The sequence below is a fragment of the Faecalibaculum rodentium genome (assembly GCF_001564455.1).
Taxonomy (GTDB): Bacteria; Bacillota_I; Bacilli_A; order Erysipelotrichales; family Erysipelotrichaceae; genus Faecalibaculum; species Faecalibaculum rodentium.
On record NZ_CP011391.1, the window covers coordinates 2,009,269 to 2,036,141 of the forward strand.

The 26,873-nt window shown below is 54.5% G+C and carries 29 protein-coding genes; 13 read left to right on the forward strand and 16 right to left on the reverse strand.

The genetic code is table 11. The features are described from left to right. Positions 1-103: 103 nt before the first annotated feature. The 5 genes from aalo17_RS09795 to aalo17_RS09815 form a co-directional block, all read right to left on the reverse strand. The gene (locus aalo17_RS09795) at positions 104-1,534 is read right to left on the reverse strand and encodes a C69 family dipeptidase (RefSeq protein ID WP_067558856.1); all 1,431 of its coding nucleotides are present in this window, start codon (positions 1,532-1,534) and stop codon (positions 104-106) included. 204 nt (positions 1,535-1,738) lie between these two features. Beyond that, positions 1,739-3,181 carry a C69 family dipeptidase gene (locus aalo17_RS09800; protein ID WP_067558858.1) on the reverse strand — a complete coding sequence of 481 codons (1,443 nt, stop codon included), beginning with the start codon at positions 3,179-3,181 and terminating at the stop codon, positions 1,739-1,741. Positions 3,182-3,436: 255 nt separating this feature from the next. Then, entirely contained in the window at positions 3,437-4,432 is a 996-nt protein-coding gene (locus aalo17_RS09805; RefSeq protein WP_067558861.1) for a FliH/SctL family protein, read from the reverse strand. A 263-nt stretch (positions 4,433-4,695) separates the two neighbouring features. Continuing rightward, on the reverse strand, positions 4,696-5,517 hold the full coding sequence (locus aalo17_RS09810) for a histidinol-phosphatase HisJ family protein (protein WP_067558863.1): 822 nt from the start codon (positions 5,515-5,517) through the stop codon (positions 4,696-4,698). Further along, complete coding sequence (locus tag aalo17_RS09815) at positions 5,514-5,981, reverse strand: low molecular weight protein-tyrosine-phosphatase (RefSeq protein WP_067558866.1); 468 nt, start codon at positions 5,979-5,981, stop codon at positions 5,514-5,516. The genes aalo17_RS09810 and aalo17_RS09815 overlap by 4 nt, the downstream gene beginning before the upstream one ends. A 123-nt stretch (positions 5,982-6,104) precedes the next feature. Between aalo17_RS09815 and aalo17_RS09820 the strand changes: the two genes are divergently transcribed. Both aalo17_RS09820 and aalo17_RS09825 read left to right on the forward strand, forming a co-directional pair. After that, the gene (locus aalo17_RS09820) at positions 6,105-6,704 is read left to right on the forward strand and encodes a hypothetical protein (RefSeq protein ID WP_067558869.1); all 600 of its coding nucleotides are present in this window, start codon (positions 6,105-6,107) and stop codon (positions 6,702-6,704) included. A gap of 3 nt (positions 6,705-6,707) precedes the next feature. Beyond that, on the forward strand, positions 6,708-6,968 hold the full coding sequence (locus aalo17_RS09825; protein WP_067558871.1) for a hypothetical protein: 261 nt from the start codon (positions 6,708-6,710) through the stop codon (positions 6,966-6,968). A gap of 151 nt (positions 6,969-7,119) precedes the next feature. On the opposite strand, the gene aalo17_RS09830 is transcribed toward aalo17_RS09825, so the two are convergent. Beyond that, the gene (locus aalo17_RS09830; RefSeq protein ID WP_067558874.1) at positions 7,120-7,785 is read right to left on the reverse strand and encodes a hypothetical protein; all 666 of its coding nucleotides are present in this window, start codon (positions 7,783-7,785) and stop codon (positions 7,120-7,122) included. Positions 7,786-7,864: 79 nt separating this feature from the next. On the opposite strand from aalo17_RS09830, the gene aalo17_RS09835 reads away from it, so the two are divergent. Further along, the gene (locus tag aalo17_RS09835; protein WP_067558878.1) at positions 7,865-8,083 is read left to right on the forward strand and encodes a hypothetical protein; all 219 of its coding nucleotides are present in this window, start codon (positions 7,865-7,867) and stop codon (positions 8,081-8,083) included. A 185-nt stretch (positions 8,084-8,268) separates the two neighbouring features. Further along, a complete protein-coding gene (locus aalo17_RS09840; protein ID WP_067558880.1) occupies positions 8,269-8,685 on the forward strand; it encodes a hypothetical protein in 417 nt (138 codons plus the stop codon). Between the two features lie 53 nt (positions 8,686-8,738). On the opposite strand, the gene aalo17_RS09845 is transcribed toward aalo17_RS09840, so the two are convergent. Then, a complete protein-coding gene (locus tag aalo17_RS09845) occupies positions 8,739-9,110 on the reverse strand; it encodes a winged helix-turn-helix transcriptional regulator (protein WP_067558883.1) in 372 nt (123 codons plus the stop codon). Positions 9,111-9,509: 399 nt separating this feature from the next. On the opposite strand from aalo17_RS09845, the gene lon reads away from it, so the two are divergent. Then, positions 9,510-11,846, forward strand: coding sequence for an endopeptidase La (gene lon, locus aalo17_RS09850; RefSeq protein ID WP_067558886.1), 2,337 nt, complete (start codon positions 9,510-9,512; stop codon positions 11,844-11,846). Positions 11,847-12,122: 276 nt separating this feature from the next. Here lon and aalo17_RS09855 read toward each other — a convergent pair whose 3' ends face one another. Continuing rightward, positions 12,123-13,076, reverse strand: coding sequence for an L-lactate dehydrogenase (locus aalo17_RS09855; protein ID WP_067558889.1), 954 nt, complete (start codon positions 13,074-13,076; stop codon positions 12,123-12,125). A gap of 84 nt (positions 13,077-13,160) precedes the next feature. Between aalo17_RS09855 and aalo17_RS09860 the strand changes: the two genes are divergently transcribed. Further along, positions 13,161-13,670 (forward strand): flavodoxin family protein, encoded by a 510-nt coding sequence (locus tag aalo17_RS09860; RefSeq protein ID WP_236940469.1) that lies wholly within the window; start codon positions 13,161-13,163, stop codon positions 13,668-13,670. Between the two features lie 153 nt (positions 13,671-13,823). Here aalo17_RS09860 and aalo17_RS09865 read toward each other — a convergent pair whose 3' ends face one another. From aalo17_RS09865 to aalo17_RS09880, 4 genes are all read right to left on the reverse strand, one after another. Then, positions 13,824-14,012 (reverse strand): hypothetical protein, encoded by a 189-nt coding sequence (locus aalo17_RS09865; RefSeq protein WP_067558892.1) that lies wholly within the window; start codon positions 14,010-14,012, stop codon positions 13,824-13,826. Positions 14,013-14,128: 116 nt separating this feature from the next. Beyond that, positions 14,129-15,040, reverse strand: coding sequence for a PD-(D/E)XK nuclease family transposase (locus tag aalo17_RS09870; protein WP_067558894.1), 912 nt, complete (start codon positions 15,038-15,040; stop codon positions 14,129-14,131). Between the two features lie 223 nt (positions 15,041-15,263). After that, positions 15,264-16,613, reverse strand: a complete 1,350-nt coding sequence (gene ltrA / locus aalo17_RS09875) for a group II intron reverse transcriptase/maturase (RefSeq protein WP_067557517.1) — start codon at positions 16,611-16,613, stop codon at positions 15,264-15,266. Between the two features lie 559 nt (positions 16,614-17,172). Then, positions 17,173-17,445 carry a hypothetical protein gene (locus aalo17_RS09880; RefSeq protein ID WP_145907646.1) on the reverse strand — a complete coding sequence of 91 codons (273 nt, stop codon included), beginning with the start codon at positions 17,443-17,445 and terminating at the stop codon, positions 17,173-17,175. A gap of 133 nt (positions 17,446-17,578) precedes the next feature. On the opposite strand from aalo17_RS09880, the gene aalo17_RS09885 reads away from it, so the two are divergent. The 4 genes from aalo17_RS09885 (at position 17,579) to aalo17_RS09900 (ending at position 22,306) form a co-directional block, all read left to right on the forward strand. Next, positions 17,579-18,508 (forward strand): DMT family transporter, encoded by a 930-nt coding sequence (locus aalo17_RS09885; protein ID WP_082743365.1) that lies wholly within the window; start codon positions 17,579-17,581, stop codon positions 18,506-18,508. Continuing rightward, positions 18,505-19,770: a 3'-5' exonuclease gene (locus tag aalo17_RS09890; RefSeq protein ID WP_067558899.1), complete on the forward strand. Its 1,266-nt coding sequence runs from the start codon at positions 18,505-18,507 to the stop codon at positions 19,768-19,770. The genes aalo17_RS09885 and aalo17_RS09890 overlap by 4 nt, the downstream gene beginning before the upstream one ends. 365 nt (positions 19,771-20,135) lie before the next feature. After that, on the forward strand, positions 20,136-21,407 hold the full coding sequence (locus aalo17_RS09895; RefSeq protein WP_067558902.1) for a cation:proton antiporter: 1,272 nt from the start codon (positions 20,136-20,138) through the stop codon (positions 21,405-21,407). Positions 21,408-21,553: 146 nt separating this feature from the next. Continuing rightward, on the forward strand, positions 21,554-22,306 hold the full coding sequence (locus aalo17_RS09900) for a Fic family protein (protein ID WP_067558904.1): 753 nt from the start codon (positions 21,554-21,556) through the stop codon (positions 22,304-22,306). A gap of 115 nt (positions 22,307-22,421) precedes the next feature. Here aalo17_RS09900 and aalo17_RS09905 read toward each other — a convergent pair whose 3' ends face one another. The 4 genes from aalo17_RS09905 to aalo17_RS09925 all read right to left on the reverse strand — a co-directional run bounded on the left by aalo17_RS09905 (position 22,422) and on the right by aalo17_RS09925 (position 25,085). Further along, positions 22,422-23,213 (reverse strand): MerR family transcriptional regulator, encoded by a 792-nt coding sequence (locus aalo17_RS09905; RefSeq protein WP_067558907.1) that lies wholly within the window; start codon positions 23,211-23,213, stop codon positions 22,422-22,424. 172 nt (positions 23,214-23,385) lie between these two features. Further along, positions 23,386-23,808, reverse strand: a complete 423-nt coding sequence (locus tag aalo17_RS09910; protein WP_067558910.1) for a hypothetical protein — start codon at positions 23,806-23,808, stop codon at positions 23,386-23,388. Positions 23,809-23,858: 50 nt separating this feature from the next. Continuing rightward, positions 23,859-24,473 (reverse strand): hypothetical protein, encoded by a 615-nt coding sequence (locus aalo17_RS12680; RefSeq protein WP_145907648.1) that lies wholly within the window; start codon positions 24,471-24,473, stop codon positions 23,859-23,861. A 42-nt stretch (positions 24,474-24,515) separates the two neighbouring features. Then, positions 24,516-25,085 (reverse strand): IS200/IS605 family accessory protein TnpB-related protein, encoded by a 570-nt coding sequence (locus tag aalo17_RS09925; protein ID WP_158507783.1) that lies wholly within the window; start codon positions 25,083-25,085, stop codon positions 24,516-24,518. Positions 25,086-25,142: 57 nt separating this feature from the next. On the opposite strand from aalo17_RS09925, the gene aalo17_RS12885 reads away from it, so the two are divergent. From aalo17_RS12885 to aalo17_RS09935, 3 genes are all read left to right on the forward strand, one after another. Further along, positions 25,143-25,493, forward strand: a complete 351-nt coding sequence (locus aalo17_RS12885; RefSeq protein ID WP_158507784.1) for a hypothetical protein — start codon at positions 25,143-25,145, stop codon at positions 25,491-25,493. A gap of 62 nt (positions 25,494-25,555) precedes the next feature. Next, positions 25,556-25,855, forward strand: a complete 300-nt coding sequence (locus aalo17_RS09930) for a transposase (protein WP_067554245.1) — start codon at positions 25,556-25,558, stop codon at positions 25,853-25,855. Then, on the forward strand, positions 25,852-26,739 hold the full coding sequence (locus tag aalo17_RS09935; RefSeq protein WP_067554248.1) for an IS3 family transposase: 888 nt from the start codon (positions 25,852-25,854) through the stop codon (positions 26,737-26,739). The genes aalo17_RS09930 and aalo17_RS09935 overlap by 4 nt, the downstream gene beginning before the upstream one ends. The last annotated feature ends 134 nt before the right edge of the window (positions 26,740-26,873 follow it).

Below are 26,873 nucleotides of genomic sequence, written 5' to 3' on the forward strand. Positions count from 1 at the left end.
ATCCGGAGAAAAAGACCGCAGAGCGCGACTGGCTGTCCATTCGACAGAACCGGCACTCTGCGGTTTTTTGTATCCGATGTCTGGCAGTGCAAGGCAACAACAGTCAGGCGTCGCTTCTGGAGAAGGCGTTCTTCATACTGTTGGACAGAGCCTTCAGAACCTCGCCCAGACACTTCTCTGCTTCATCCTTCGTCACAGCCGCCACTTTGTCGTTGACCTCCATGCACAGCTGCACGGCTTTGCCTTCATCTGCAGCGGACTGGATCTGCGGGGTGTATTCATTCAGGATCCGGCGGCACCGTCCGCCGACCGTGTTCTGGTAGCGTTCGATGAAAATCGCGCTCTCCCGGTCACAGGCATCCGCCATCGCTGCGATCATCCGGCTCGTCCAGTAGAAACTGTCCGTGGATACCGCCTCCGTTGTGTCCCGCACATAAGCAGGTGTATCCGTAATATCGGTATAGAACGGTACCATGACATTGAAGGGATTCGAGGCATAGGCCAGCCACAGGATTGACGGTGCATCGGTCTTGACCTGGCAGCATCCCAGGTAATCCGTGCGGTTGATGCCGATGGTCCGGAAAGCCCCGGCCATGGATGTATCCCCATGATGCAGATAGGGATCAAAGGGCGTTCCCTGGTAGTGCCCGGACAGGATGTATTTGACGTCCTCCACTGTGATCTTTTTCTCCGGCACCAGGCACCAGGGCAGGTCATTGCTGTCGGGGGTGAAATCGGCCTCCGGTCCGGTCCAGGCAAAGGAATTCGGATTCAGTTGCTTCAAGGCCCACCACGCACGGGGTGTGTTGTAGGTATGATCCGAATCATCGTGGCTTCCGAAAGCATCCCGGGGATTGAAGGGTTCCTCCGGATCCATCCGCAGGTCCAGACTGTTGTCCTTCACGAATGTCTCCAGGTCCGCAGAGCCGATGAAGTTTTCCGGATCGCTGAAATCGAAGAAGTCGAGCCCCAGCTGGTTGGGGATCACGGAATAGGCATCATCCGGCAGGCGCCGGGCCATCCAGTGGTGTCCGCCAATGGTTTCCAGCCACCAGACGTCTTTGCCGTCGCAGAAGCCGATGCCGTTCATTTCATAGGTCCCATACTGCTCCAGCAGGGATCCCAGACGCAGGCAGCCTTCCTTTGCGGTTCTGACATACGGCAGGACGATGGTCACAAGATCCTCCTCGCCGATGCCGCCTTTCACCAGCGGATCGGCTCCCTGGACCCGTGGATTGGAGGTGATGGTCTCCGTGGCAGTCATCGCCACGTTCGCTGCATTGATCCCAGCCGAAGCCCATTCCCCTTCATCCTTCATGGCGTTGGGAACACAGGCATAGGGCATGGGATCATCCGGAAGTTCGATGGTGACTTTGGAAATCACCGAGGTATAGCTCCGGGGCTGGTCCTGGGGAAGGACCGCCACGAATTTCTTCGGGGTATAGCTTCCGGCTCCGGAGTCGGAGTTGCGGGCAATCAGGGTGCTTCCGTCGGCAGAAGCGAGTTTTCCGACCAGCAGTGTGGTACAGGGCATAGTGATACCTCCTTGGCACACAGTGACAGATCCAGGGCACGCCGGGTCCGGCCACTGCTGTCGCTGATTTGAGAGTAGCACAATCCCGGTTCAATGGAATCAGGCAGACAAGGACTCCATGTCCGGCTTTGTCTGTCTGCCCTGCACCTGGAGCCGGCCATCTGTCCATCACGCAAAATGCCGGCAGCAGCCGGCATTCAGTCTCTACGCATCGCTGCGCGAGAAGGCGTTCTTCATATTGTTCGACAATGTATAGAGGACCTGCGACAGAGCTTCCTGACTGGCGGCTTCTGCCATGTCCGCGAGTTTCTGATTGGCTTCCATGCACAGCTTTACCCGGGTTTCCTCATCCGCAGCCGCGGCGATCTTCGGATCGCAGGCATCGAGAATCGCATGGGCCTCATTCATGGTCCTGTTCTGGTACCGTTCAATGATGGATGCCGTTTCCCGGTCCACTGCATCAGCCATTGCCGCGATCAGACGGCTTGTCCAATAGAAGCTGTTGGTGTTCACGTCCATTGTGGTGTCTCCCACATAAGCCGGTGTGGCGGTGATGTGCTGATAGAACGGAATCAGGGCATTGAATTCATTCGCCGCAAACGACAGCCACTCCACGGACGTGCCGTTGTGCTTCATCTGCAGCACCCCCAGGAAGGCTGTGCGGTTGATGCCAATGGTGCGGAAGGCGCCGGCCATGGACTTGTCTCCGTGGTGCATGTAGGGATCGTAGGGCGTTCCCTGGTAGTGGCCCGCCAGGACATACTTGATGTCCTCCACCGTGATTTTCTTCTCCGGCACCAGGGACCAGGGGATGTCGTCGCTGTCCGGCCGGAAATCTGCATCCGGACCATCCCAGACAAAGGTGTTGGGGTTGAAGTACCGCTCCATCCACCAGGCACGTGGCGTGTTGTAGGTATGGTCTGAATCCGCATGGGACCCGAACGCCGCCCGGGGATCAAAGGCATCCCCGGGATCCATGGACAGGTCCAGGTGATTGTTCTTTACAAAGTCTTCGAGACCGGCGCTGCACAGGCAGTTTTTCTGTTCCCCTGCTGCATCCTCAAAATCAAAATAGTCGATTCCCAGCTGGTTGGGAATCACGGCATAGGCGTTGTCCGGTACACGTCTGGCCATCCAGTGGTGACCCCCAATGGTTTCCAGGTACCAGATTTCATCCGCATCGGAGTAGCCGATGCCGCTCATTTCATATGTCCCGTATTTTTCCAGCAGCCTGCCGGTATACAGAACGCCATCCCGTGCACTCTTGATGTACGGCAGGATCACGGTGATGAAGTCCTCTTCCCCCAGTCCTCCGGGAACAAGAGGATCCGCACCCAGGACCCGGGGATTCGAGGTGATGGTCTCCGTTGCGCTCATGGCCACATTTGCACTGTTGATTCCCGCCTCGGATTTGTACCCTGTTCCCGGTTCGACATTCGGACAGCAGGTGTAGGACATGGGATTATCCGGGAGTTCCAGCTGAATGTGCGAAGTGACGGATTCATAGTGCCGGGGCTGTTGTTCCGGGGTGATCAGAACGTATTTCTTCACCGTGAACTTCCCCGCCCCGGAGTCGTCATTGCGCGCCATCAGCGTGCTGCCATCATATGTGGCGTCTTTTCCAACCAGAATCGTTGTACAGGGCATAAGGGTCCCTCCTTCTGTGCCGATGGCCCCTGAGCGGGCCGGCATCGTATACAAAAAATCATAGTCTCGCTTCAGGGGCTGTGCATGTCTCATGCCCGGTGCCGGTGAGGATTCGCGTGACTGGCGGGTCTGTGCAAAAGGCAGCTTCCGTTTGAAGGAAACCGCCTTTTGCAGATATGGATGGTGCCAGGGGCATCTCATTCGTTTCCGGGAACTGCCGCTGCAGCCAGTGACTGGATTCCAGTGGCAGGTTTCTCAGCTTCTTTCGCTGACTGCGATTTCCTCCAGGATTTCCTCCATGCGTTTGCTGGATTCCAGGATTTCACCGAGTTCCATTCCCCGGCCTTTGCGATTCAGATACTCCATCACTTTCCGGATGATGTTCCGTTCCTCGGCTTTGCCTTTTTCTATTCCTTTCTCTATTCCTTTCTCTATTCCTTTCTCAATTCCATCTCTCATTCCTGCCTTTAATCCCTCTTCTCTGGCTTCTATACATGCCTGGCGTGCTTTCTGTGCCTCTGCAAGACTTAAAAATGGAAACACCATCTCCATGGTCTGATCCTCCTCTTTCATGTTTCTCAACTCCTCCAGCATCCCTGCTGACAACTCAATACCGGCGATCGCCGCCATGACACGGGCAGTCGCCACAAAGTACTTGAGTCTGCCTTTGGCTCCAGTATACGGGATACCGCTGCGGCAGCACTTCACCAGTCTTGCGATTTCGCGAAAATCTGATTCAAGTGACTCGATGACCTTCCACGGCAGATCTCCGATATCCACCACAGTGACCCGGTCGTTGCCAATCAGGTCGGGTGTCAGAGATGCCAGACGGTGACCGTAGAGCTCCCGGAGTGTTTTGGGTCCTTTCCATTTTTTCTGGCCGAAATACAGAATGACTCCAATCTCCGGCAGCGCAGTCCCGCCGTCTTCCAGCACCCGCATGAGGTTGCCTGCTGCATAATTCGGCAGTCTTCCTATGGTCCACCGCTCTTCTTTTGTCTGGTTCTCGTTTCCAATCACCAGCGCTCCGTCCGGACTCCAGTCAGGACACCATTTCATGTACAAATCCCGCTCCAGTTCCCGGATACCCCGGGCTGTATCGCGAAAGGTATGAACCGGGAGATGCTTCAGCTCTGATGCCCGGACTTCCGGCAGCTGCGGACTGCACCAGCGGACCAGTCTGTTGAATACATCCGCAAAAATATCCGGCTGTTCCAGGATGTGTCGTTCTGTTATGTCTTTGTCTTTCACTCATTCCTCCATTTCTGATGTCCAGAACCAGTCTGGCTGCCTTGCCCCTTTGTCTGGATGGGGCCTTCTCAAACAAGCCCTGGTTATAGATACGCAGCGGGGCACTGTTTTTGATGAAATTCCCTGGTACATATGTCTCAAACACAGAACCTGCTCTCACTCCATCCCTTTTCCCACACATCCCCCTTCCCTCCCTTCTGCCATCATTGACCACAAAAAAAACAGCACAACCACTGTGCTGTCTTCAGTCTCCGTCTTTTCCCTCAGTCCCACAGGGATTCCGGTTCAAATCCGTTGTCGGTCAGGACCATGACTTCATCAAATCCTGCTGCCCGGGCACGGGCGCGGGCAATGTCAAACCCGCAGTCCAGGTTTTGCCGGGCGTGGCAGTCGGACGTGATGCAGACTTTCCCGCCATGGTCGTGAATATACTGCAGCAGGATCGCATGGGGATACGGCTCGCTGCGATAACCCCGGGGCATGGCGCCGGTATTGATCTCGAAGATCTTTCCGGAGGCGATCAGCATATCGATGGCTTCCTGCGCCAGGGCCAGATATTCAGGGTCGGCAAAGGGATGCATGGCTTCCTGTTCATTGTATTTCATCAAAAGATCCAGATGACCCACAATGTCTGCCTCAGGGCGGGCAGCAATTTTCTTCACTTCCCGGTAATAGGCCCGGGCATAGGCCAGGAAGTCACCGCCGAAGTCCTCTTCCAGGATCTCGCGGGCTTTTTCCGGACTGTAATCCACCGGCTTCCATTCTCCCGAAGGCGTCGGGATGAAATGACAGGAAGCAATGACGTAATCAAAGGCAGGGTCGGCGTAGATCCGGCCTGTCAGGTCTTCCTCGATCCCCAGCCAGATTTTCAGCCGGTCTTTGTATCGGATCCGGGCCTCCATCACGGAATAGATGTAGGCGGCTTCCCGTTCATCATCCAGAGAACAGGTGTCCAGCGGATGGGCATAACCGTGGGAGGAAAATCCCAGGGAATCAAAGCCCTTGTCGATGGCTGTGCGCGCCAGATCCTCGATGGTGTCCTTCCCGTCGCAGAACCGGCAGTGGGTGTGCAGATTCTGTTTCATGCCTGTGTCCTCTTTCCTGTCTTCCCGGCTGTACCGTTTTTTTCTGCGGATTCCTCCAGCAAAGAGCAGATGCCTGCAGTCAGGTCCCTGTATGTAGTTTCGAAATCCCCCGTATACCAGGGATCGGCCACATCCCGGTCCAGCAGCATACGAATCTTGTGTTCCGGATCACTGGAAATGATGCGGCGGATATTGCGCAGATTGTTCTGGTCCATGACCACAATGGCATCGAACCGGTCATAGTCTTCGGGCTTTACCTGCCTGGCATAATGGCGGTCAAAGGGGATTCCATGGGCCTGCAGGGTCCGTTTTGCGGGAGGATACAGATCTGCACCGATTTCCTCCCGGCTTGTTGCCGCGGAATCAAAGGTGACTCTTTCTGGATCCGCCAGAAACCGGGCTATGTATTTGGCCATCGCCGACCGGCAGATATTGCCATGGCAGACAAACAGAATGTGTTTCATATGCGACCTCCTTTGTCCAGCACTGCATTTCGTCCATCATAACAGACTGTCTGGCACAGTGCCACCGGCGACTCAGGAGCCCTGTGCTATACTGAAGGCAATCGACAAGGAGCGATTTGCACTATGATTCAGGAACGTACACTCATCATGGAGGAACCCGCATCGGATCTGCGGAAAGGCACAGGCACGCTGAAAGTGGGTATGGTCCTCAAAACAGATCCCGGCTCCGGACTTCCCTATGAAGTCTTCTGGGCAGAATTCAACCAGCCCAAGGCAGAACTGGCAGCTTTCAAAAAACTGCTGCAGCTGGAACCGCTGACAAAGGAAGAACTGTATTCCATCCGTCCCTATCACTTCAAGGATGTCTACCTGTCGCGGGAAAGCGATGCATCCCTGAAGGATGCGGCCATTCTCGAACTGGCCACCACAGCATGGATGCCGCTGGAGTTCGAAAAAAGCTGGCTGGAGGACGTGGATGCCCTGCGGGCTTCAATCCAGGAACTCGATGCGGCGCAGGTGGAAGACGACTATTCCATGGTCCGTCCCCACTGGACGCAGGTGGAGGCCGACAAAAAGCTGGCGGATGCGGTGGACAGCTGGGCCGCACAGCAGAGCCGATTCATACGGTACTGGAAGGACAGGGTTCCGTTTGACAAAGACGAGACCTTCCAGCTGCTCGTGAGCGAGAACCTTATCCGTCACCCGGATTCCATACGGTATTGAGCCATGGATCAGACATGGGCCGCTGAGCGGGAAAACCAGGCACTGTCCCTGGTCATGAAGCTTGAAGGGCAGCCCTTTACCTACCTGGGGCCTGATTCCTTCTATCATGGAAAAACCGGCACCTTTTCCCTGCTCAATGACATGAACTGCTGCGGCGCCACGGACCGGATCCTGTTTGCCTTCGAGGCACCAGACTGCCGGAAGGTGCTGGATGCAGCCCAGCTGGAATCCTTTTACCGGGACTGCCGGAAAGAAACTGCCTGAACAAACAGTTCCGGCATCCGGTCTGCTCACAACACAAAAAGAAAAGGCGCAGAACGCTGCCTGTCCCCGTCAGGACATGGGCATGACTTCTGCGCCTTTTGTCTGTTTATCGCTTCGATCCGTATTGGACTGTATTGACCGTCCGGCTGTTTCAGCTGCCTGTGCCGGCATCTGGTTCAGCGTCCCAGGGTCTGAGCAGTTCTTTGTAGACAGCCCTCAGCTCCTCTTTCTCGGCGTCGGTCATGGTGCGTTCCTTCGCATCATGGCCCTCCACCGTTCCTTCATGCCCCCCGGTGACTTCCCCGTTTTCCACCCGGATCACCAGGGGCACATACAGTGTCAGTTCTCCCTGGTCGTTGTCACTCATCCACTCGCGGATATACGGCGTGATGCGGGCTTTCTGTTCCTCATCATACAGCCGGTTTTTGTCCGCATCCCGGGTCTTTACATACCGGATCTGCTGTCCGGTTTCTCCGGCCTCCTCCAGCAGCAGCGGCACTGCCTCCTGGCACCAGGGGCAGTTTTCAAACCCGAAATAGTAGATTCCTGTCTTCCCGTGTTCCAGGTCCTGGAGTGCCTGTTCAAAGGAGATCTCCTCCATCCCCTGTCGGCTGTCTGTTCCTGCATCTGCATCACAAGCCGTGTCCTGGCCGCTGCATGCCGGAACGGATCCATCGGCCGCCGGGGTCTTCTTTGCTGTCTCTTTGTCTTTGAAGGATCCTGCGCTGTCTTGTGCCGATGGTGCAGGAGAGGCCGTGCTGCAGCCCGAAAGGGCAAGCATTGCTGCCAGCATGAGGCCTGTGAGCGTTTTTTTCATATTTCCACCTTAACTTTCCCGGAATGTCACTTCTTTTTGACGAAGGCCTGATATGGTCCTGTCAGGAGGAAATCATATCATGAAATTCAAATGCACTCTGACCTGCGATACCGAAGACCCCAGGCTCATCCGGTTTCTGGAATCTCATTCTCTCAACGAGCTGTTTCACTTCCTGCTCTCGCAGTACATCGACGATCTCTGGACCCTCATCGAGTCCCCGGAATTCATTGCCGCGGAGGAAGCCGAGCGGCAGGAACGACGGGAACAGGAAGCTTCCGTCATGCAGCCGGACTGCTGAGAGATACAGGTGTTTTGTGTAAGCGGTTGCCTCTGTGGCAGCCATGCGGGACCTGTCACCATTGACCCGCTGCGGGGTTCCGGACGATTTACGGGCAGAGTCCGGTATTGTACTCTTTCCTTATTCTTTGTGAAACACAGAGTTATTTGTGAAACATACATCAGCAGAAGAAGGAGAACAGGATTATGCAGCATTCAATGTTCACCAGGCTCACCTGGCACACATTTTCCGGACTGTTCGCACAAGCCGCCGGGGAGGTGCTGGGTGTGACGGACACCGAAGCCATGATGGAAGCCACCCGGGAAAACTACAGCCGGATCGTCTCCCATCTTCCCGAAATCTGTCTCTCAGGCCGCGAATCCAGCCTGCGGCTCATCACGGCGATCTACCTCGCCTCTCTCATGAGCATGGACAGGACCTTCACGGAGGAAGAACTCGTGGCGTATTACGAACACGCGGTTCTGCAGCGCAACATGACACTCTCGGAGCTTTCCAGGCACACGATCATGAAGAACCTCTGTTCCATGACCGGCGGCCTTTCGGAGATGTTCCACCAGTTCGGTCATTCGCACCTGACGCCAATCATCTGCCCGGTCAGCTGAGCTGCCGGGTTTTTACGTTTTCTGCCCCCGGAGATCCTTCTGTCCGCGGGCCGTCACTCCGGATCCCGGCAGTCATCGCCCGCCCGGCACGCACGCTGTTCCTGGGCAAGCAGCACTTCCCCCCATTGACAGAAGGCATCCAGCACCGGAATCAGCTGCCTCGACAGCTGCGACAGGTGGTATTCCACCCGCGGAGGAATTTCATTGTACTGGACCCGGATCACCAGCCCTTCCTCCTCCAGTTCCTTGAGGGTATTGGACAGCATCATGTTGGTGATCCCCAGCGCCCGCTTCAGTTCGTTGTAGCGCAGGGTGCCGTTTTCATTCAGCACATAAATCATGGGGATTTTCCACTTTCCCTCCAGCGCCCGGCATGCCGCCCGCATGGGACACGTCTCGCTGGCATACACTATCATTTCCTTCATCACAGGTCACCTCTGGCTGATTGTACCATTTTGCAAAGCGGGTATCAAAAACAGGAGCCGGTTCTAAAACAGGACCATCTGCTCTCTTTCCTCCCGCTGCAAGCCTGCGCGCTGCGTTCCCTGTCTGCTGATGATGACTGTCGCCGGCAGCACCACAGACGGAAAGGGTCCCTGTCTGCCCTCATCAGCATAAAAAAATCGTCAAAACTTACCAGATATGAAAAGTAGGTGTATTGACAAAAACAGGACCTAATCTTATAATTTGACAGTAACAATGGGATCAGTGCATGCCCACAGTTCCTCCGGCGGATACCCGCTGTCAAAACTGCCTGTGTCGCCGCCTGCGGGGATACAGACTGCATGGATCCCATCAGGCACTTGGAAAGTAGAGGAAACCAGATGGAAATCGAAAACAAAAGTTATTCGGCTCCCGTGCTGCCGGTACCAGGCACACTTCTGCTGCCTGGCACCACGATTCGACTCAAGGACCTGTCCAAAACGGACATCCACCGGCTTCAGGAGGACCTGTTTGTGGCTGTGCCCGTCCGCAGCGAATCCGGCCGGGATACATGGAAAGATACAGATTTTTACAATTATGGCGTGACGTGCATGATCACGTCCGTGGAAGACAGTGACGCCACGGCGGTGACACTGCAGCGTGTGCAGATCGTGCAGATGATCGGCGGGCGCTTCCCTGCGGCGGTGTATGAACTGGCGGCGGACCAGGAGGACCTGGATGACCGCGCTGTCCAGGACATGCTGGGGTACATCCGCAACCTGGTGAAGGAGATTTCGTCCAGGATCCGCGGGGGCGAGCGTATCGCCCGGATCGCGGAGGGATACAGCGACATCAACCAGCTGATCACGTATCTGGCCCAGTACATGCCCCTGTCCGCCCAGGAACGCTTCGAGCTCCTGGAGATGGATTCGGTGAAGGAACGCTGTCTGCACTTCATTGACCTGCTGCTGCGGCAGAAGGAAATGATTTCCCTGAACCTGGAAATGCAGGAAAAGCTGTCGGGAGAAGCCTCCAAGTATTATAAGGAACAGGCACTGCGCCGGCAGATCCAGGCCCTGAAAGAGGAACTGGAGGAAACCACCGGCGAGGCCGACGGTGACCGGGATGATTCCTTCGGGGCACGGATCATGGCCAGCGACATGCCGGAGGAGATCCAGGAAGCCATGCTGGAGGAAGCCAGGAAGCTGGAAAACCAGTCTCAGGCAGGTCCGGAGACGGACAACATCCGCACGTACCTGGAGTTTGCGCTATCCCTGCCGTGGAAAAAGGAGCCGGTGCAGGAAGCCGACCTGGACAAAGCCAGGGAAATCCTGAACTCCCGGCACTATGGCATGGACAAGGTCAAGGAACGCATCGTGCAGCACCTGGCGGTGATGCGGCTGCGGAAAACCAACAAAGGCTCTGCCCTGCTGCTGGTGGGTCCTCCGGGAACCGGCAAGACCTCCCTGGGGAAATCCATCGCGGAAGCGCTGGACCGTCCCTATGTGCGGATGTCCCTGGGCGGTGTCCGGGATGAATCCGAGATCCGGGGCCACCGGCGGACGTACGTGGGATCCATGGCAGGACGTGTCCTGCAGTCCATGAAGAAAGCCGGACAGACCAACCCGGTCATGATTCTGGATGAAGTGGACAAGCTCATGCAGGGGGGCTTCTCGGGCGATCCCGCTGCAGCGATGCTCGAAGTGCTCGACCCGGAGCAGAACGACACCTTCAGCGACCACTACCTGGACCAGCCCTATGACCTGTCGGATGTGTTCTTCATTGCCACGGCCAACAGCCTGGACACGATTCCCGGACCGCTGCTGGACCGCATGGAGGTCATTGAAGTGCCGTCCTACACCGGCGAGGAGAAATTCCACATCGCGCACGATCACCTGATTCCCGAAGTGCTCAGGGACCACGGCATCGAAAAAGACCAGCTGGTGATCACCGACAGCGCCATTGAAACCCTGGTGGATAACTACACCATGGAGGCCGGCTGCCGCGGGCTCAAGAAGCGCATTGCGACGATTGCCCGGCATGAATCGGAGAAGATCCTGAAGGATGGCCGGGTGACGGTGGAAGCTGCGAATCTGGAAGAGATCCTGGGGCCGGTGACTGCCCGGCACGAGAAGGTCAAGGACTCCAACCCGGCGGGTGTGGTGACGGGCCTTGCCTGGACGGCTGTGGGCGGTGAAGTGCTCTTCATTGAAACCACGGACATGCCTGGCACGAACCAGATGATCCTGACAGGCCAGCTCGGGGATGTGATGAAGGAATCCGCCCGGATCGCGCTGTCGCTGCTGAAAAGCCGGCTGCCCATGGATGCGGCCCTCTTCAAGGACCGGGATCTGCACATTCACTTCCCGGCGGGTGCGACCCCGAAGGATGGACCGTCGGCCGGCATCACGATTTTCACCGCCCTGGCTTCCCTGGTGACAGGTCGTCCGGTTTCCAGCCATCTGGCCATGACCGGCGAGGTATCGCTGTCAGGCAATGTGCTGCCCATCGGCGGGCTGCGGGAAAAACTTTATGGCGCGCAGCGTGCGGGAATCACAAAGGTGCTGATTCCCTGGGACAACCGGCAGGACCTGGCGGAGGTTCCGGCATCTGTGAAGGAAAAGCTGGAGATCGTTCCCGTCCGAACGGTGGAGGATGTGCTGCGGGAGACCCTGGGCATTGCCCTGCCCCCTGTGACCCCCTTCGTGAACCCGAACGTTTCGGTGACCATCCTGTAGCAGCCAGGCACCCTGTCGCCTGGAGGCGCCAGGGTGCCCCGCTGCTTTCAGGAAAGTGACATTCAGGCTGGCCGTGTCGAGGATGATGCGGGATGCTGTGAGGAAGGTTCCTGTCAGAATGGCGAATCGTCGCCGAATCAGTCCGACAGCATGTGTGTCACCAGCTCCGTTGAAATTCAGACAGCATAAAACCGGCTGACTGCCGCTGGCTTCCTTATATCAGGACAGACAGCGGCATCAGCCGGTTTTTCTTCTGGTTTCTTTCGGGCTGCACTCCTAGAGATGCAGCTCATCCTGGAACGACTTCATGATCTCACCGGACTTTTCCAGTTTCCGCCGTTCCTCGTCACTCAGGTCGATCTCCACAATCTCCCGGGCACCGGTCTTGTCCAGGATCACAGGCACCGACAGGAACACATTCTCCTGCCCGTATTCACCATCCAGCAGCACCGATACGGGATAAATCCGGTTTTCATTGAAGAGAACCGACTTGATGATCGCGCATGCAGCCGCCGCGATTCCGTAACACGTATTGCCCTTCCGGTTGAAGACCTCCCATCCCAGGTTGATGACCCTGTCATGCAGGGCATCCTTCGTCACTTCCTTCGTTCTCTCCGCGTTGTCTTCCATGACCGCCGTCACCGCCTTGCCGCCGATCGTTGCAGAATCCCACAGAATCACCTCGCTGTCCCCGTGCTCCCCGCAGATGAACGCCTCCACACTCTTGGGATCCAGGTCATAGAGCCCCGACAGCTCGGCACAGAGTCTCGCGGAATCCAGCGTCGTACCGGATCCGATGACCTGATTGCGCGGCAGCCCCGAAAGCTTCCAGACATAATACGACATAATGTCCACCGGATTTGACACAATCAGGAAAACGCCGTTGAATCCGGCCTCCATGACGCTTTCCGTAATGGACTTCATGATGTTCATCGACGGTGCCAGCATCTCCAGCCGGTCATGTGCATCTTTGGCCATCGGCGCAGACGCCGTCACGACCACCAGATCCGCATTCCGGCAGTCCTCATAGGTGCCGCTGCGGATGACGATGTTCCGGTTCATGAAATACACCGCATGGGTCATGTCCAGTGCCTCGGCATAGGCCTTGTCCTCATTCCGGTCGATCAGGACGATCTCCTCGCACAGACCCTGGTTCAGAATCGTATACGCAATCGTGCTCCCGACATTGCCGCAGCCCACGATCACCACTTTGCTGTCCTTGAAACTCATGTCATTCTCCTCGCTTTTCTGTCGATACAGATGATACCAGCCGGATATCACAAGTGGGTGCCTCAGGCACTCCGTTTCCTGCCGATGCCGGCAGACCAGGACATCCGCGGGTGCATCGCCTGCGGCTACTGCAAGAGTCATGGACAGTGCGTCTTTCACGACATCGTCAATGAACTGGCGCCTGAATTCGAAGAAGCCGACGGGCTGCTTGTCGGCACCCCGGTCTACTACGCACAGCCCAATGCCACGCTGGTGGCGCTGCTCCAGCGGCTGTTCTACTCCACACCCTTTGACAAGCGCATGAAAGTCGGTGTCTGCGTGGTCTGCTGCCGACGGGGCGGTGCATCTGCCACCTTCGATGCCCTGAACAAGTTTTTCACCATTTCCCAGATGCCGGTGGTATCCAGCCAGTACTGGAACTCCATCCACGGCCAGACCCCGGGAGAAGCTCAGCAGGATGAAGAAGGAAAGCAGACGATGCGGACACTCGGCCGCAACATGGCTTTCCTCATGAAATCCATCGCCCTGGGAAAAGAACAGCAGGGACTCCCGGAGGTGGAGGCAGTCCGCCAGAGCACGAACTTTATCCGGTAAATTCTCCGGAGGATAACAGAAGGACTGAGTCGCGTTGTGCGCACTCAGTCCTTTTTTCTGTTTCCTGTATCCGATACCGGTGGCAGGCAGCCCGCCAACCACTTTATGTACCTGTGTCCCTTCTGCCGCCTCGTGACCCCCCTGTCGTTTCTGTCAGTCCGCTGACCCTTCCCCGAGAGATGCCTGCAGTTCCAGGACCCGTGCCATGGACAGACCCGTTGCTTTGGACACCAGTTCCGGTGAAACCTGTTCCCTCAGCAGATTGATGGCGATCTCTGTCCGGCTTTCTTCACGACTTTCTTCCCCGCTCTCGTCAACCAGCTTCTGTACCGCATCACACATCTGTCTTACCTCCTTGTCATCCGTCTTCAAATCCTGTCCAGAGATGCCAATGGCAGGCAAATCACTGCATGTACCCGACAGGTTCGCATTGAAGGCACTCGAGCCTGTCGTTTCTGTCAGTCCGCTGACCCTTCCCCGAGAGATGCCTGCAGTTCCAGGACACGCTCCATGGACAGACCCGTTGCTTTGGACACCAGTTCCGGTGCTGCTTTTTCCTTCAGCAGATTGATGGCGATTTCCTCCTTACTCTCGTCCACCAGCTTCTGTACCGCATCACACATCTGTACAACCTCCTTGTCATCTGTCTTCAGATCCAGGCATCGCCTTGCCAGCACGGGATAGTGCATCTTCATGGGATTGGATTCATGCATGTCAGCCATCAGCCACCCCAGTGCATCCTCTCCCCGCCATTCGCCATTTACGACCAGAAAATGGAGGCCAAAGTCCATCTTCACGTCATGGCCCCTGGGCAGCACTTCGTATTCATACAAAGGCAGGCCGCTGCCTGGATAATCTTTATCTATTATGAAGATAACATAGGTATCCGGCAGCTTCTGCCAGTCTCCGCCTTTTTCCAGCAGTGTGGCGTCCATCATTGCCGCATGGTGACGCATCCGCCGCGGACTGAATTCCTCTTTTCCGTTCTGGACCTCAACATTGAAGCGCCTGCCGGTGTCATCCTGAGCCAGGACATCCAGCCAAAGACTGCGGTTGACACCGTTTTCCAGCAGTTCCTGCACCTTGACGGAAATCACACGCAAACCGGGCATCTTCAGGATGATCCGCAGGATCAGCTGAACCGCCGGAATGTCCTTCAGTGCTACCCGCGCGAACAGATCGTCGATCAGGCGATAGTTCAGCACCGTAAATTTCGTTTTGTCCCTGACAGGATCCAGATCCGGGTAGAGAGTATGATACCAGGGCCAGTCCGGCCTTTCCCTCTGCTCCTGCAAACGCTGTGTAAAATTTCCGTCTGCGTCCAGCCAGCCGGCTGTTTCTGTGTCCTTGCGGGACTGTTTCTCATCCATACAAAGAACCTCCTGTTATATAGATTCGCCAGAAGGCCCTGTTTTTGATGAAAGTTTCTGGACGGGACTGAATTTGAGACAATTGTACCGTTTTCCTGATTCTCTCTGGCAAAAGCCGGTACAGACCAGGCAGTTTCCCGCTCCCCACACGAGACCGTCTCCATCACCCCGAATGGCCAGCGCCATCTTCCGCCGCAAATCGAGTAGGTGTCATCTGACCCTCTCACACCACCCAGCGTGCCGTTCGGCACTGGGCGGTTCGTACAAATGTTTTCATGAACCTTACTGCCACCGTATCGAAGTATTCCTCCATGGATAGAAGGCCTTTCTTTTTCAGGTGTATATTTCTGATATACTTGTTCAGGAATGTGATTGCACAACGGACATATCCCTGTCGTGCACACGCATATGAGTGAGCCTTGTCTCTGGGACATCCCAGTTTGATGAGGCTCTCTTCTTTTTTCCTGATGCTTTTCCACTGCTTCCAGATGATGGCCCTGATTCTTCTCCGGAGCTTGCTGTCCAGTTTGCGCACCGTTTCTTTATACAGCCATGCACACCTGAAATAATTGCTCCATCCCCTGATGACCTGATTGATTTTTTCAATCCTCTCCTCAAGAGATACGCTCCAGTTCCGTTTTGTCAGCTTCATTATCTTCTGCTCGAACTCATGAATGGACTTCTCATGCGGTATCGCCTTCCATTCCCTTTTGTTCCTTTTGAAGCCAAACCCCAGATATTTCACTTCATCCGGTCTGGCCACTTTCGATTTTGAAGCATTCACTTCCAGCTTCAGCTTCTTTTCAAGATAGTTGCTGAATGACTTCATCACTCTGTTGGCGGCGGCTTCCGATTTCACATAGATGAGCATATCGTCTGCGTATCTCGTGAATCTCAGCCCTCTGCTTTCCAGTTCCTTGTCTGCCTGGTCCAGATAGATGTTGGCCAGTACCGGCGAAAGCGGCCCTCCCTGCGGGATGCCTCTTTCTGTCCTGACAAGCCTTCCGTCTATCATGACTCCAGCTCTGACGAACTTCCTTGTCAGCGACGTGACGTCCCTGTTATGGAACAGGTTGTCTATCAGGCGGATCAGTCTGTCCTGGTCTACCGTATCGAAGAATTTCCTCAGGTCGATGTCGACGATCCAGTCATACCCGTCGTTCATGAACTCGAGGCCTTTCAGTATCGCCTGTTCACATCTCCTGTTCTTCCTGAACCCGTATGAGCTGTTGCTCATCTCGAAGTCCTTCCTGTAATCCAGATAGCTTGCCAGACAGGCCTGCACGACTCTGTCTCTGGCTGCCGGGACATTCAGTCCCCGCATGCTCCCATCCGGTTTCGGGATATCGGTCCTTTTGGCTGGCAGTGGTTTATAGCTGCGGTCCAGTATCTGTTCCCGCAACTGTTCCCAGTACTCTCCGGGGCACACAGGGAGTTCTCTGGCTTTGACCCCATCTACTCCCGCCGCTCCGTTGTTTCGTCGTACCTGTCTGCACGCATTGGTCAGGTTCTCCATGGAGAAGATTTCCTGAGTGCTCAGGTCTTCCGGCTGTATCAGTCTGGTCTGGTTCATGGCTGCTCCTTTCTTTCACGTGTTCCTGCACTGCCCTTCCTTACTCATCTTCAGGGGCTCTCTGGGTTTGTCCTTTATCGGTTTGTTGTGCAGGACGCATTCCTGATATTTGCAGTAAATTGTACGTTCGGCCCTTCACTCCATCCCCATTACAGGGACTTCTTCGCTACTATGGCCTCGGCTGACTTCCTGCCATTCGTTATTACTGCGGGAAGGGGGTCATCATGGTTTGATGATTCCTCTCGCTGGCAGGACCTCCCCGGGTAAGGTCATACATCTTTCATTCCATATACCTGCCGCATTTACCCCAGACAGTCATCCGCAACTATTACGACTTTGCGCTGTTTCGCACGCTCGTCTCCGTCTGTGGCCTTATATGCGGTTCGTGTTCCTCAGGCCGGAACTTTGCCGCCGGGCTTCTTTCAGAACTCCTGTTACCAGTGAGCCCCTTGCCTTGAGCTAATGGTTAGCGGTTGCGATGATACGCTCCCATGGTGGACTTTCACCACCTGGATGTATGCCATGCCGGGCACACGAAAAAAGCAGGACCGGCAGCCCCTCAGCCGCCAGCCCTGTGTTCCCTCTCGTATTCCTGCCACAACTTGTGCACCACATGCCACTGGTCACGCGTCAAATGTCGGTCAAAGGAGGCAATGCAGCCCTGTTCATCGAACGTCACCCTCGCCGCCAGGATCTCCATCCGGCCATCCTTCTGATCCGCAAACAGGATCCATTCACCCCGGATCATCAGCACCGGGTATCGCCTCAGAATCACCGATTCCTTCTCATACACCATCAGCTCCCGGTGATCCGCCGAAATCTCAATATACATCCTGACCGTCCTCTCCCGCTTTCCCATTCTCAGATCTGTCCCTTTGCCTGTCAACCTCCCCGTTGCCTGCTCCGGGGACCTCCCACGGTCAAACCCCCTTCGCAACCGCTGCTGCCGGCGCTATCATGAAAGCATGTCAGACAAACAAAAAGGGATCCTGTGTCTGGTCGCATCCAGTTTCTGCTTTGCGCTCATGAATGTATTCATCCGGCTCGCAGGCGACATCCCTTCCATCGAAAAAACCTTCTTCCGCAACTTCATTGCCATGATCGTGGCGGGCATCGCCATGGCAAGGGCCCATGAAGGCTTCGCCTATCGCCGGCAGGACCTGCCTCTGCTCACCCTGCGCTCGGTCTGCGGGACCCTGGGCATGATGTGCAACTTCTATGCCGTAGACCACATGCTTCTCGCAGATGCCACAGCCATCCAGAAACTCGTGCCGTTCTTCACCATCCTCTCCAGCTGGCTGATCCTCAAGGAACGCATCAAGTCCTGGCAGGGCGGTCTCATTCTCCTGGCCTTCGCAGCCAGCCTGCTCGTCGTCAAACCCGGCTTCACCCCGGACCTGGGACCGGCCATCATCCAGTTCGCTGGCGCCCTCGCTGCGGGATTTGCCTACACCTACGTCCGGCAGCTCACCCTCAGGGGCGTCGCAAAACCAAAAATCATTTTCTTTTTCTCCGCGTTTTCCTGCATCGCCGTGATACCCCTCATTGCCATGGACTTCGTGCAGCCCGATGCATACCAGCTCCTCATGCTCCTGTGCACCGGACTTGCGGCCAGCGGCGGGCAGTTTGCGATCACCTACGCCTACGGCTTTGCGCCTGCCCGACAGATTTCCATCTACGACTACTCCCAGATCCTGTTCTCCGCCCTCTTCGGCCTGGTGTTCTTCGGACAGCTCCCCGACTGGCTGAGCTGGCTTGGCTATGCCCTGCTCATCGCAGTCGCCCTGGCCAACTTCGTGCTCTCCAGCCGTCCGGACAAATCAGACCCCACCCACCCGGCTGCAGACCCTGGCCCCACAGATCCAGACTCCCACAGAAAGGAGAGAACCGCATGACGCGCATTCTCATGGACATATCTCCCAAAATCCCGCGCAAGCGGCTCCAGAAAATGCTCCGGGACTCCGGCTATACCCGCGTGGGGCAGGATGAACCCTATGACCTCTTCATTTCCACCCATGCCGCGACCGACCAGTCCCCGCTGCGGCTGCGGCGGGATGAAGCCGTGAAGCAGGGAGCCGATATTCCGGTCATGGACGAATATGAACTCTATGCCCGGCTCTGGAAACCCGACTGCCTGGCCAATGTCCTGGAAGAACGCCTGGATGGGTCCCTGCGGGGACGGAAGATCTTCCTCGTGGGAGACTTCTCCGACCAGGAAAAAGTCGCGGTGGAAGAAGACGCCCGGAAGCACCGGGCCTTTGTCACCACGCACCCCACCAAAGCCACGCTGTTCGTACTCGGTCACCGGGCAAGCACCGCCGACCCGGCACACTTCCGGCAGATGCTCGAAGAAAAAGCCCGGCGTCCCTACGTGAAGATCACCGGCCGGGCCGCGCTCATGGAAAAAGCCCAGGCTTCGCCACTCCAGAAAAAGAAACGGAAGGGACCCGATATGCGCCGGCTTTACCACGGACGCCCCAATCCCGATGCCTTTCCCGACCGGTACATCGCCCTGGACCTGGAGGCCACCAGCACACACCCCAATAACAAGATCATCGAAATCGGCATGGTGCGGTATGTGAACGGCGAACCCCGGGAAACCTTCCAGAGCTTCGTGAATCCCCACCAGAAACTGCTGCCGGTGATCGTTGACCTCACCCACATCACAGATGACCAGCTCCAGGATGCCCCCGATATCCAGGCCCTCACCAGGCCGATCCTCCGGTTTCTCCAGGACGATCCGGTGATCGGCCACTCCGTCCAGAACGACATGAAGCTTTTGGCCGAAAACCTGAACCTGCCCCTGGACAACAACTACATCGACACCTGCAAACTCGCCATGACCCATCTCCCGGACCGCGAGAAATACAGCCTGCGCGTGCTCGCCGACGACTACGGACTCACGCAATCCACCCACCGCGCCCTGGATGACGCCATCACGAGCATGGAGCTGCTGGAGAAATTCCGCGAGCTGTTCGATACCCGGGTGACAGACCCGACGACCCGGACAGCCTTGCCTGCCGATGATGGACACAAAGTCGATGATGGCACGGCCCAGTCACAGCCGGACACAAAAGATGCCGCGGGTAATGAAAACCGGCAGGCAGAACCGGGGAACGAAGAATCAGCAGTGAATGAAAGCCAGTGCGCAGGATAGGGCAGACATCATACGCTGACCCGCCCCCACAGCCCCAGGAAGGATACCCACCCTTCCTTTTTTCTTTGCCTTCGGGCTCTCCGGAGCCGGTCCTGAAATCTGTACCGCGTCTCTTTGGCCTTCTTTGCACACAATTGTCACATCCCCGTTTCACAATGTTATGCGTCATTTGTAATGTTTACCGGCGTTAAGTTCGCATTCATTGCGTATAGAGACACTCATCACAGCATACACCTTTCGCTTTCGGGAATTGAAACCGCTCTCTTCTGTCCCCTGACCATCCAACCCGCTCAGCCCTGTGCAAGTTGTTCGTCATTGCGGTTTTTTTCTGTGATAATGCTCCTGAATTACAGGAGGAGCATTCCATGGAGAGTTATCGTTACCTTCTTGACATTGCACTGATCCTGCTGGGCACCAAGCTTTTTGGCATTTTCTCCAAAAAACTCCGGATGCCCGCGGTCGTCGGCGCCCTGGTGGCCGGCATCGTTCTGGGACCCGCAATGCTGAACCTGGTGGAACCCAACACCATCATCACAGCTTTATCTGAACTGGGCGTCATCGTTATCATGTTCTCCGCCGGTCTGGAAACCAGCATCACCGACCTGCGCCGTGCAGGCTTCAAGGCCTTCATCATTGCGCTCCTTGGCGTCATTGTTCCCCTGATCGTCGGCTACATCATCGGCATGTTCTACAACACCGGCCCTGAAGCCTGGCTTGAGAACCTCTTCATCGGTGTCATCTTCACCGCCACTTCCGTGGGCATCACCGTGGAGACCCTGAAGGAGATGCACTGCATGGCTACAGAATCAGGCAACACGATCCTCGCTGCGGCTGTCATTGACGATGTTCTCGGCATCATCTGCCTCACGCTCGTAACCGGCATGGCGGATTCTTCCGTCAACATTGGTGTGGTCATGCTCAAGATCCTCGGCTTCCTGGTGTTCGCCGTTGTCGTGGGTCTCGTCATGCACCGGTTCTTCGCCTGGTGGTTCGCCCATGACAACAACAACGGCCTCCAGCGCTACTCCATTGTCTCCTTCGCCTTCGCCCTCATCATGGCCTGGGCCTCCGAGGAGTTCTTCGGCGTGGCGGACATCACCGGTGCCTTCGTGGCCGGTCTGATCATCTCCGGCACCCGACAGTGCAGCTACGTCACCCGACGCATCAACACCATGAGCTACATGCTCATTTCCCCGATCTTCTTCGCGAGCATCGGCCTGAAACTCGAGCCCTTCCAGTTTTCCTGGGGACTCATCGAGCTCATCGTCGTTCTCTGCATCGGCGCGGTCCTCACGAAAATCATCGGCTGCGGCGGCGGCGCCCTGCTCTGCAAATACAACCCCACGCAGTCCCTGCGCATTGGGTGCGGCATGATTTCCCGTGGGGAGGTCGCGCTGATTGTCGCCAACAAGGGCATGGCCCTGGGCCTTTTATCGGAGTTCTTCGTGACCCCGATCCTGCTCTGTGTGGTATTCACGACTGTCATCACGCCTGTCTTCCTGAAACTGGTGTACAAGCATGACGACAACGACCCGGATTTCCTGACACGCAAGGAAGCCCATGAGCAGAAGCTGCGCATCAAGGAGGTCATGGAGAACCCCATGACCGACCAGGATGCCCCCGCGACCAACGTGTAAATTCAACGAAATCAGACTGTCCCCGTTTCCTTCGGGGGCAGTTTTTTGTTGAGGCCGATGCTGGCAGACAAGGGGGCAGAATTGAGTCTACAGTCCGTTCGGGTTGGAAAAGCTCTGTTTGATAACCCATTTGGTATAATGACGCCATGAACCCGATTACACTGAAATCAGAACTGCTGCGGCAAATGGACGCACACGAGAAAGGAAATATCTATCATTGGACTCAGACAAATTTTGCATACAATTCCAATCGAATAGAGGGCAGTCAGATCAGTCCTGACCAGACAGAAATGATATTTGAGGATCAGACGTTTCTTCCGGAACAGAATACGCCCATCCGTCTGGACGACCTGGTGGAAGTCCGCAACCACTTCCGGCTCTTTGACTATATGCTGCAGACATTGGAGCACCCTCTGTCTGTTGGGCTGATTCTGGAAATGCAGCGTCTGCTGAAGCGGGGCACATCGGATGAAACCAGGCCCTGGATGAATGTGGGCGGTTTTACAACAATCGGGAACCAGATCGGGATGATCAACCCGGTGAAGACCACGCCACCAGCCAGAGTGGAGGCTGAGCTGACGGAACTGGTGAATGAATGTACTTCAAAGAGTTCCCGCACATTCCAGGACCTGATCGACTTTCATGTCCGCTTTGAGCGTATTCATCCCTTCAGCGACGGCAATGGCAGGATCGGCCGGATGATCCTGTTCCGCGAATGTCTTGTCAATGGTCTGTGGCCGTTCATCATCCTGGACCGGAACCGGGCTTTCTACATCCGGGGTCTGCGGGAGTATGACAGCGAACCGGGCTATCTCACAGACACCTGTCTGCATACCCAGGATCAGTACAGGGCTGTCGCAGAACAGTTCCTGACAGAACTGTCCTCTGATTCCGAATGATAAACAAAATGGTCAAACTCAGAGGGAACCCCATTCCACATTTCCCGAAAAGCAAATCTGATTCTGCTTAAAAAAACTGTCATGACCGACAGTTTTTTTCAGTAATTGGCTGTCTTCAGCCCTGCTTTTTTTCCACCGGGAAATAGATATCCGTTTCCCAGGTTGCCGGATTCGGGTTTTCATACCCTGTCTTCACATACAGCTCATAAGGAGCTCCTGTTGTCTGGTATCCGTTTTCCTCGATCCATTTCACCAGCCTGGCATAGGATTCATCCAGCGTCGAGTAACCGCCATTGTGTGTCAGTTTCGCACATGTCATTCCCCCGACCGAAGCATTCGCTCCTTCCTTTGTAGCCAGCGGAATGAAGACTTCGATGTCCGAATCCTCACGATCGAACTCCTCGTCATAGTATCTGGCGCCTGTGGGGCCCGCTGGCTGCAGGTGATCCTTTGCGACCTGTTCAAAAATCGTGCCGAAGGCAGTACCGAAATCCTTCACTGCCCTGTGTTGCCGGAGTCCATAGACCGGCATTTCTGATGTTTCCACAATTCTGATTTCTTCTGACATTTTGTTTTTCTCCGTTTCTTTCTTCAGGAATTTCCCCATTTCCGCCGATATCTGCTGGAGTTCCAGGATCCGGGCCTCCAGCTCTGCCCTCTTTCTGGACAGAGAGGCCCTAACCCGGTCTTCATCTGCTTCCAGCAGACTGGTGATTTCCTCCAGGGAAAACCCGAATCGTTTGTATCGCTTGATGAGAATCACCCGGTCGATCTGGTCCAGTGAATAGTACCGGAATCCGGTTTTCTCATCGATGTGCAGGGGCTTCAGCAGCCCCATCTGGTCATACCAGCGCAGTGTCTTCACACTCAGCTGGCAGGCCTGTGACATTTTTCCGATCGTGATCATGCATAACCTCTTGCTCAAGCAGGTTCATCATAGCGGCTCCCGTTACGGGAGAGGCAACCCAATTAAGAAAAAAACCGGAAACAAATCCGGAGTCCTGGTTTCATCAGGTTTCTCTCAGCCGCCGCTGTCCGAAGAAGAGAAGAATCTGAACCTCAGATTATCCCTGCAGTTTTCAGATCAAAGAAGAATAGATATACGATGAGGCAAGAAATTCCTTTATATACTTTTGCAATGCCACATCCTCTTTCTCCAGTCTTTCCCACTCGGATGCCAAATCATCCAGCTCAGCCACAATCTCCTGACGTTGCTCCTCACTACCCTCAAACACGGGATCAGGACCTTCCAAGTCTGTAAAAAGGCCACTCATTCTGGCTTTAACATTTTCTGACCTTCTTTTATATTCTGCCAGTCCTGCATCAATGTCTGCCCTCCTGGCCTTAACGTATTCCAGTGCGGATTCCATTCTTTTATTCTCTTTCCGCATGGCTTCCAGCTCCGCCTTCAGCCGGTTAAACTCCTCTATCCTGCTTTTATGAAGCCGGCGAAACTCCGTTTCTCCACTTTCATCCTGTATCTGTTCTGTTTTGGCAGTCACAACACCAGCCCCCCCTGTCCCTTTACATTTGACTATGGCTGCAAACCCTGTCAGTCATGAGTCTTATCTAAATAATCCGGAAGAACCGGAGCATTTTCCGCTACAGACAAATTCGAATTCTGCCCCGCCTTTTCTGCCAGCGCCTTCAGCATTTCGTTCTCTTTCCGGATTCGTTCCATTTCGTATTCCATATCTCTGAGTTTTGCATCCCTATCCTTCAGTTTTGCATCCCTGTCACTGATCTTTGCATGCATCTCTGCCTTCATACGGTCATACTTTTCCTTCTCGCTCCGGTGGAACCATTTGAACTGATCTTCGCTGTATTCATTCAACACTTTTTCCGCTTTCACCGTCATTGGAATTCCCTCCTCCAGATAGGCCAACTGCTTTTCTTTATCATCATCACATCGGAAGATGTGACCCAGACACTGAATCGCTTTTTCCTCATGATCCATCCAGTCTGGTCCCAGTCCAACCACATGAAACTGGATATATCCATCCAGAGCGTAGCTAATAATTGGAAAATCTGGAATTGAGACATCCATACCGCCTTGGCGGCCCGGCATCCTACGCCTGATGCCAGTTCTGTTCCGGGGCCTGCACCTTGATGCATTGAGCCGGACAGCTGTTTTTGAATCTCCTCCTGCAGGGCCTGAAAGAAACATCCTCTGGCGTTTCTTCCCTCCCTGCAGGAGGTTTTTTCTATCTTAAAAGAGACCAAGACCTCTTCTAGCGATTATGCAGGCTGCACCAAGATGAACATTGATGCCGTGTTCTCTGCATACTGTCTCTTCTGCTTTCTTTGAGGTATAAGCCGGATCTACGATCTTCAGATCCACATTGTCTTTGAAGCATCTTCTCTTTACTGCCTGCGTGTATTGGCTATAGGCAAGCTGAGAAATCATTCGGTTGTAATACTTGTTCTTCTGAAGGTCTGACTTCTTAGCAGAGAAGTCAAGATCTTCTATGATGAGATCCTTTCCTTTGGAACGGGCTTCGGCTGTGATTTTCTTTATAGCCGTTCTCATCTGATCGATCCCCTGATCATAGTTGTGATTCTTTCTGCCGAGGCCAGGAAAACCAATCCTTCTGGCATAAATGATGTTTCCTTTTCTGTCCGTCTCGCAAAGAGCGATATGGTCAGCGTTGAAATCAAGACCGATCACTCCTTCAAAAGAGGACGTGTTCCATCCATCCTGCTTTGGCAGATACAGGAAGAACTGAACGTAATACCCTTTCTTCCTTCTCAGGATCCGGACACTGATGGCCTGCTTCATCGGCTGATCGGCTTCATAGCCGTCAAATACCTGGCTTAGCAGTTCCAGCCCCGGAGTATGAGTGATATTTACCGGTCCGGTAATGATCCTGTCCTGTCCTTTTTCAGACTTCAGTACAGGCAGGACGCCGATCTGCCAGGAACCGTCTTCCATACGGATCAGATGGCAGAGCTGGTTTCCGTTTTTCTCATCGTTCTTGCCGCACAGATACATCATCCGATTCCGGTTTCTAATGAACATCTCTTTCCATTCCTCATGACTGGAAAGGTTGTTCTCTTCCAGATGATACTGAGCTTTGAAAAGCTTCTTTGTGCCAAAACAGAGACGAACATGCCGGTTCTCAATATCTTTCTTCCACCGTTTCAGCTTTGCCTTGACCTTAGAATAATTTACGGACAGTCCATTTAGAGATTCTAAGAATACCGGTATCTATGTCATAGAACTACAATCACTATGAAAGAGGAAAATCTATGGCAAAGAAACGTAAAACATTTACAGATGAATTCAAGCAGGATGCGGTTCAATTTTTGACTAACCATCCAGAAATGACCGTTATAGAATGTGCTGAAACACTTGGTGTAGGCCGCAGCACCCTGGAAAGATGGAGGGCAGATTTCAACCGATCCGGTCTTTCAGCTGTGACAGCTCATAATAATGACAAGGAAGAAAAAGACCTTCTCAAAGAAAATGTCAGGCTTCAACGAGAACTCAGGGACTCACAGGAGGCTTTGAAGATTCTAAAAAAAGCCATAAGCATTCTGGGAAACTGAAGCAGGTCGAATACGAACTTGTTGCCGAGGATCATAAAGCTGGAATCCAATTCTCGGTATCCAGGGTGCTTCATAAACTTGGTCTTTCAAGATCTGGCTATTACGACTATTTAAAGCGGAAACCCAGCCACCAGGAAAAGCGCAGGCATGATGTGAAAAAGGCCATCCTTCAGATTTATGAAGACAGCCACGAAAACTACGGAGCGCCAAAAATCGCTAAAATCCTGAACTCAGGAGGGATCTCCATTACAGAAAGGACCGTTGGTGTTTATATGCGTCAAATGGGGATCCGAGCACAGTGGGTCAAGCCTCATACACAAACCACAATACGAAGTGATTTCAGTGGAAATCTGAAGAATCTTCTGGATAGAAACTTCTCTCCGGCTCACCCAAACTGCGTATGGTGCACAGATATCACCTATATCCACACAAAGCTGGACGGATTCGTTTACCTTGCCTGCATCATGGATCTGTATTCCAGAAGGATCATTTCCTGGAAGCTTACAAAAACGCTGGACACAGGTCCAATTCTGAAATCGATCGAAGAAGCCAGAAAACGCCGGCCGTCCCAGGAACCGATAATGATTCATACGGACCGAGGAATCCACTATACCTGTGATCTGTACAGAAAACTGACCAGAGGAATGATTCGCAGTTATTCAGCAAAAGGAGTTCCGTATGACAACGCCTGTATTGAATCATTCCACTCCCTGATCAAGAGGGAATGGCTGAGCAGGTTCGATATACAGAACTACAGGCATGCATACCGACTGGTGAGTCAGTATATAGATGACTGGTACAACCCTGAACGGATACACAGCCACTGTGGATATATGTCCCCAGCAGAATATGAAGTAATGTTCCAAAGGACCAGCACTGACTGAGAAAGAATTCTGGAGCGCCCTTTACAGTGGGCTATCCCCTGGTAGACTGATGAGCCTTCAGCCAAGAACTGTCAGATATTGACTCTTTGGATGAAGGCAAGAGAAAGGGGTCCAGGGGATAGTGGGCCCCACTG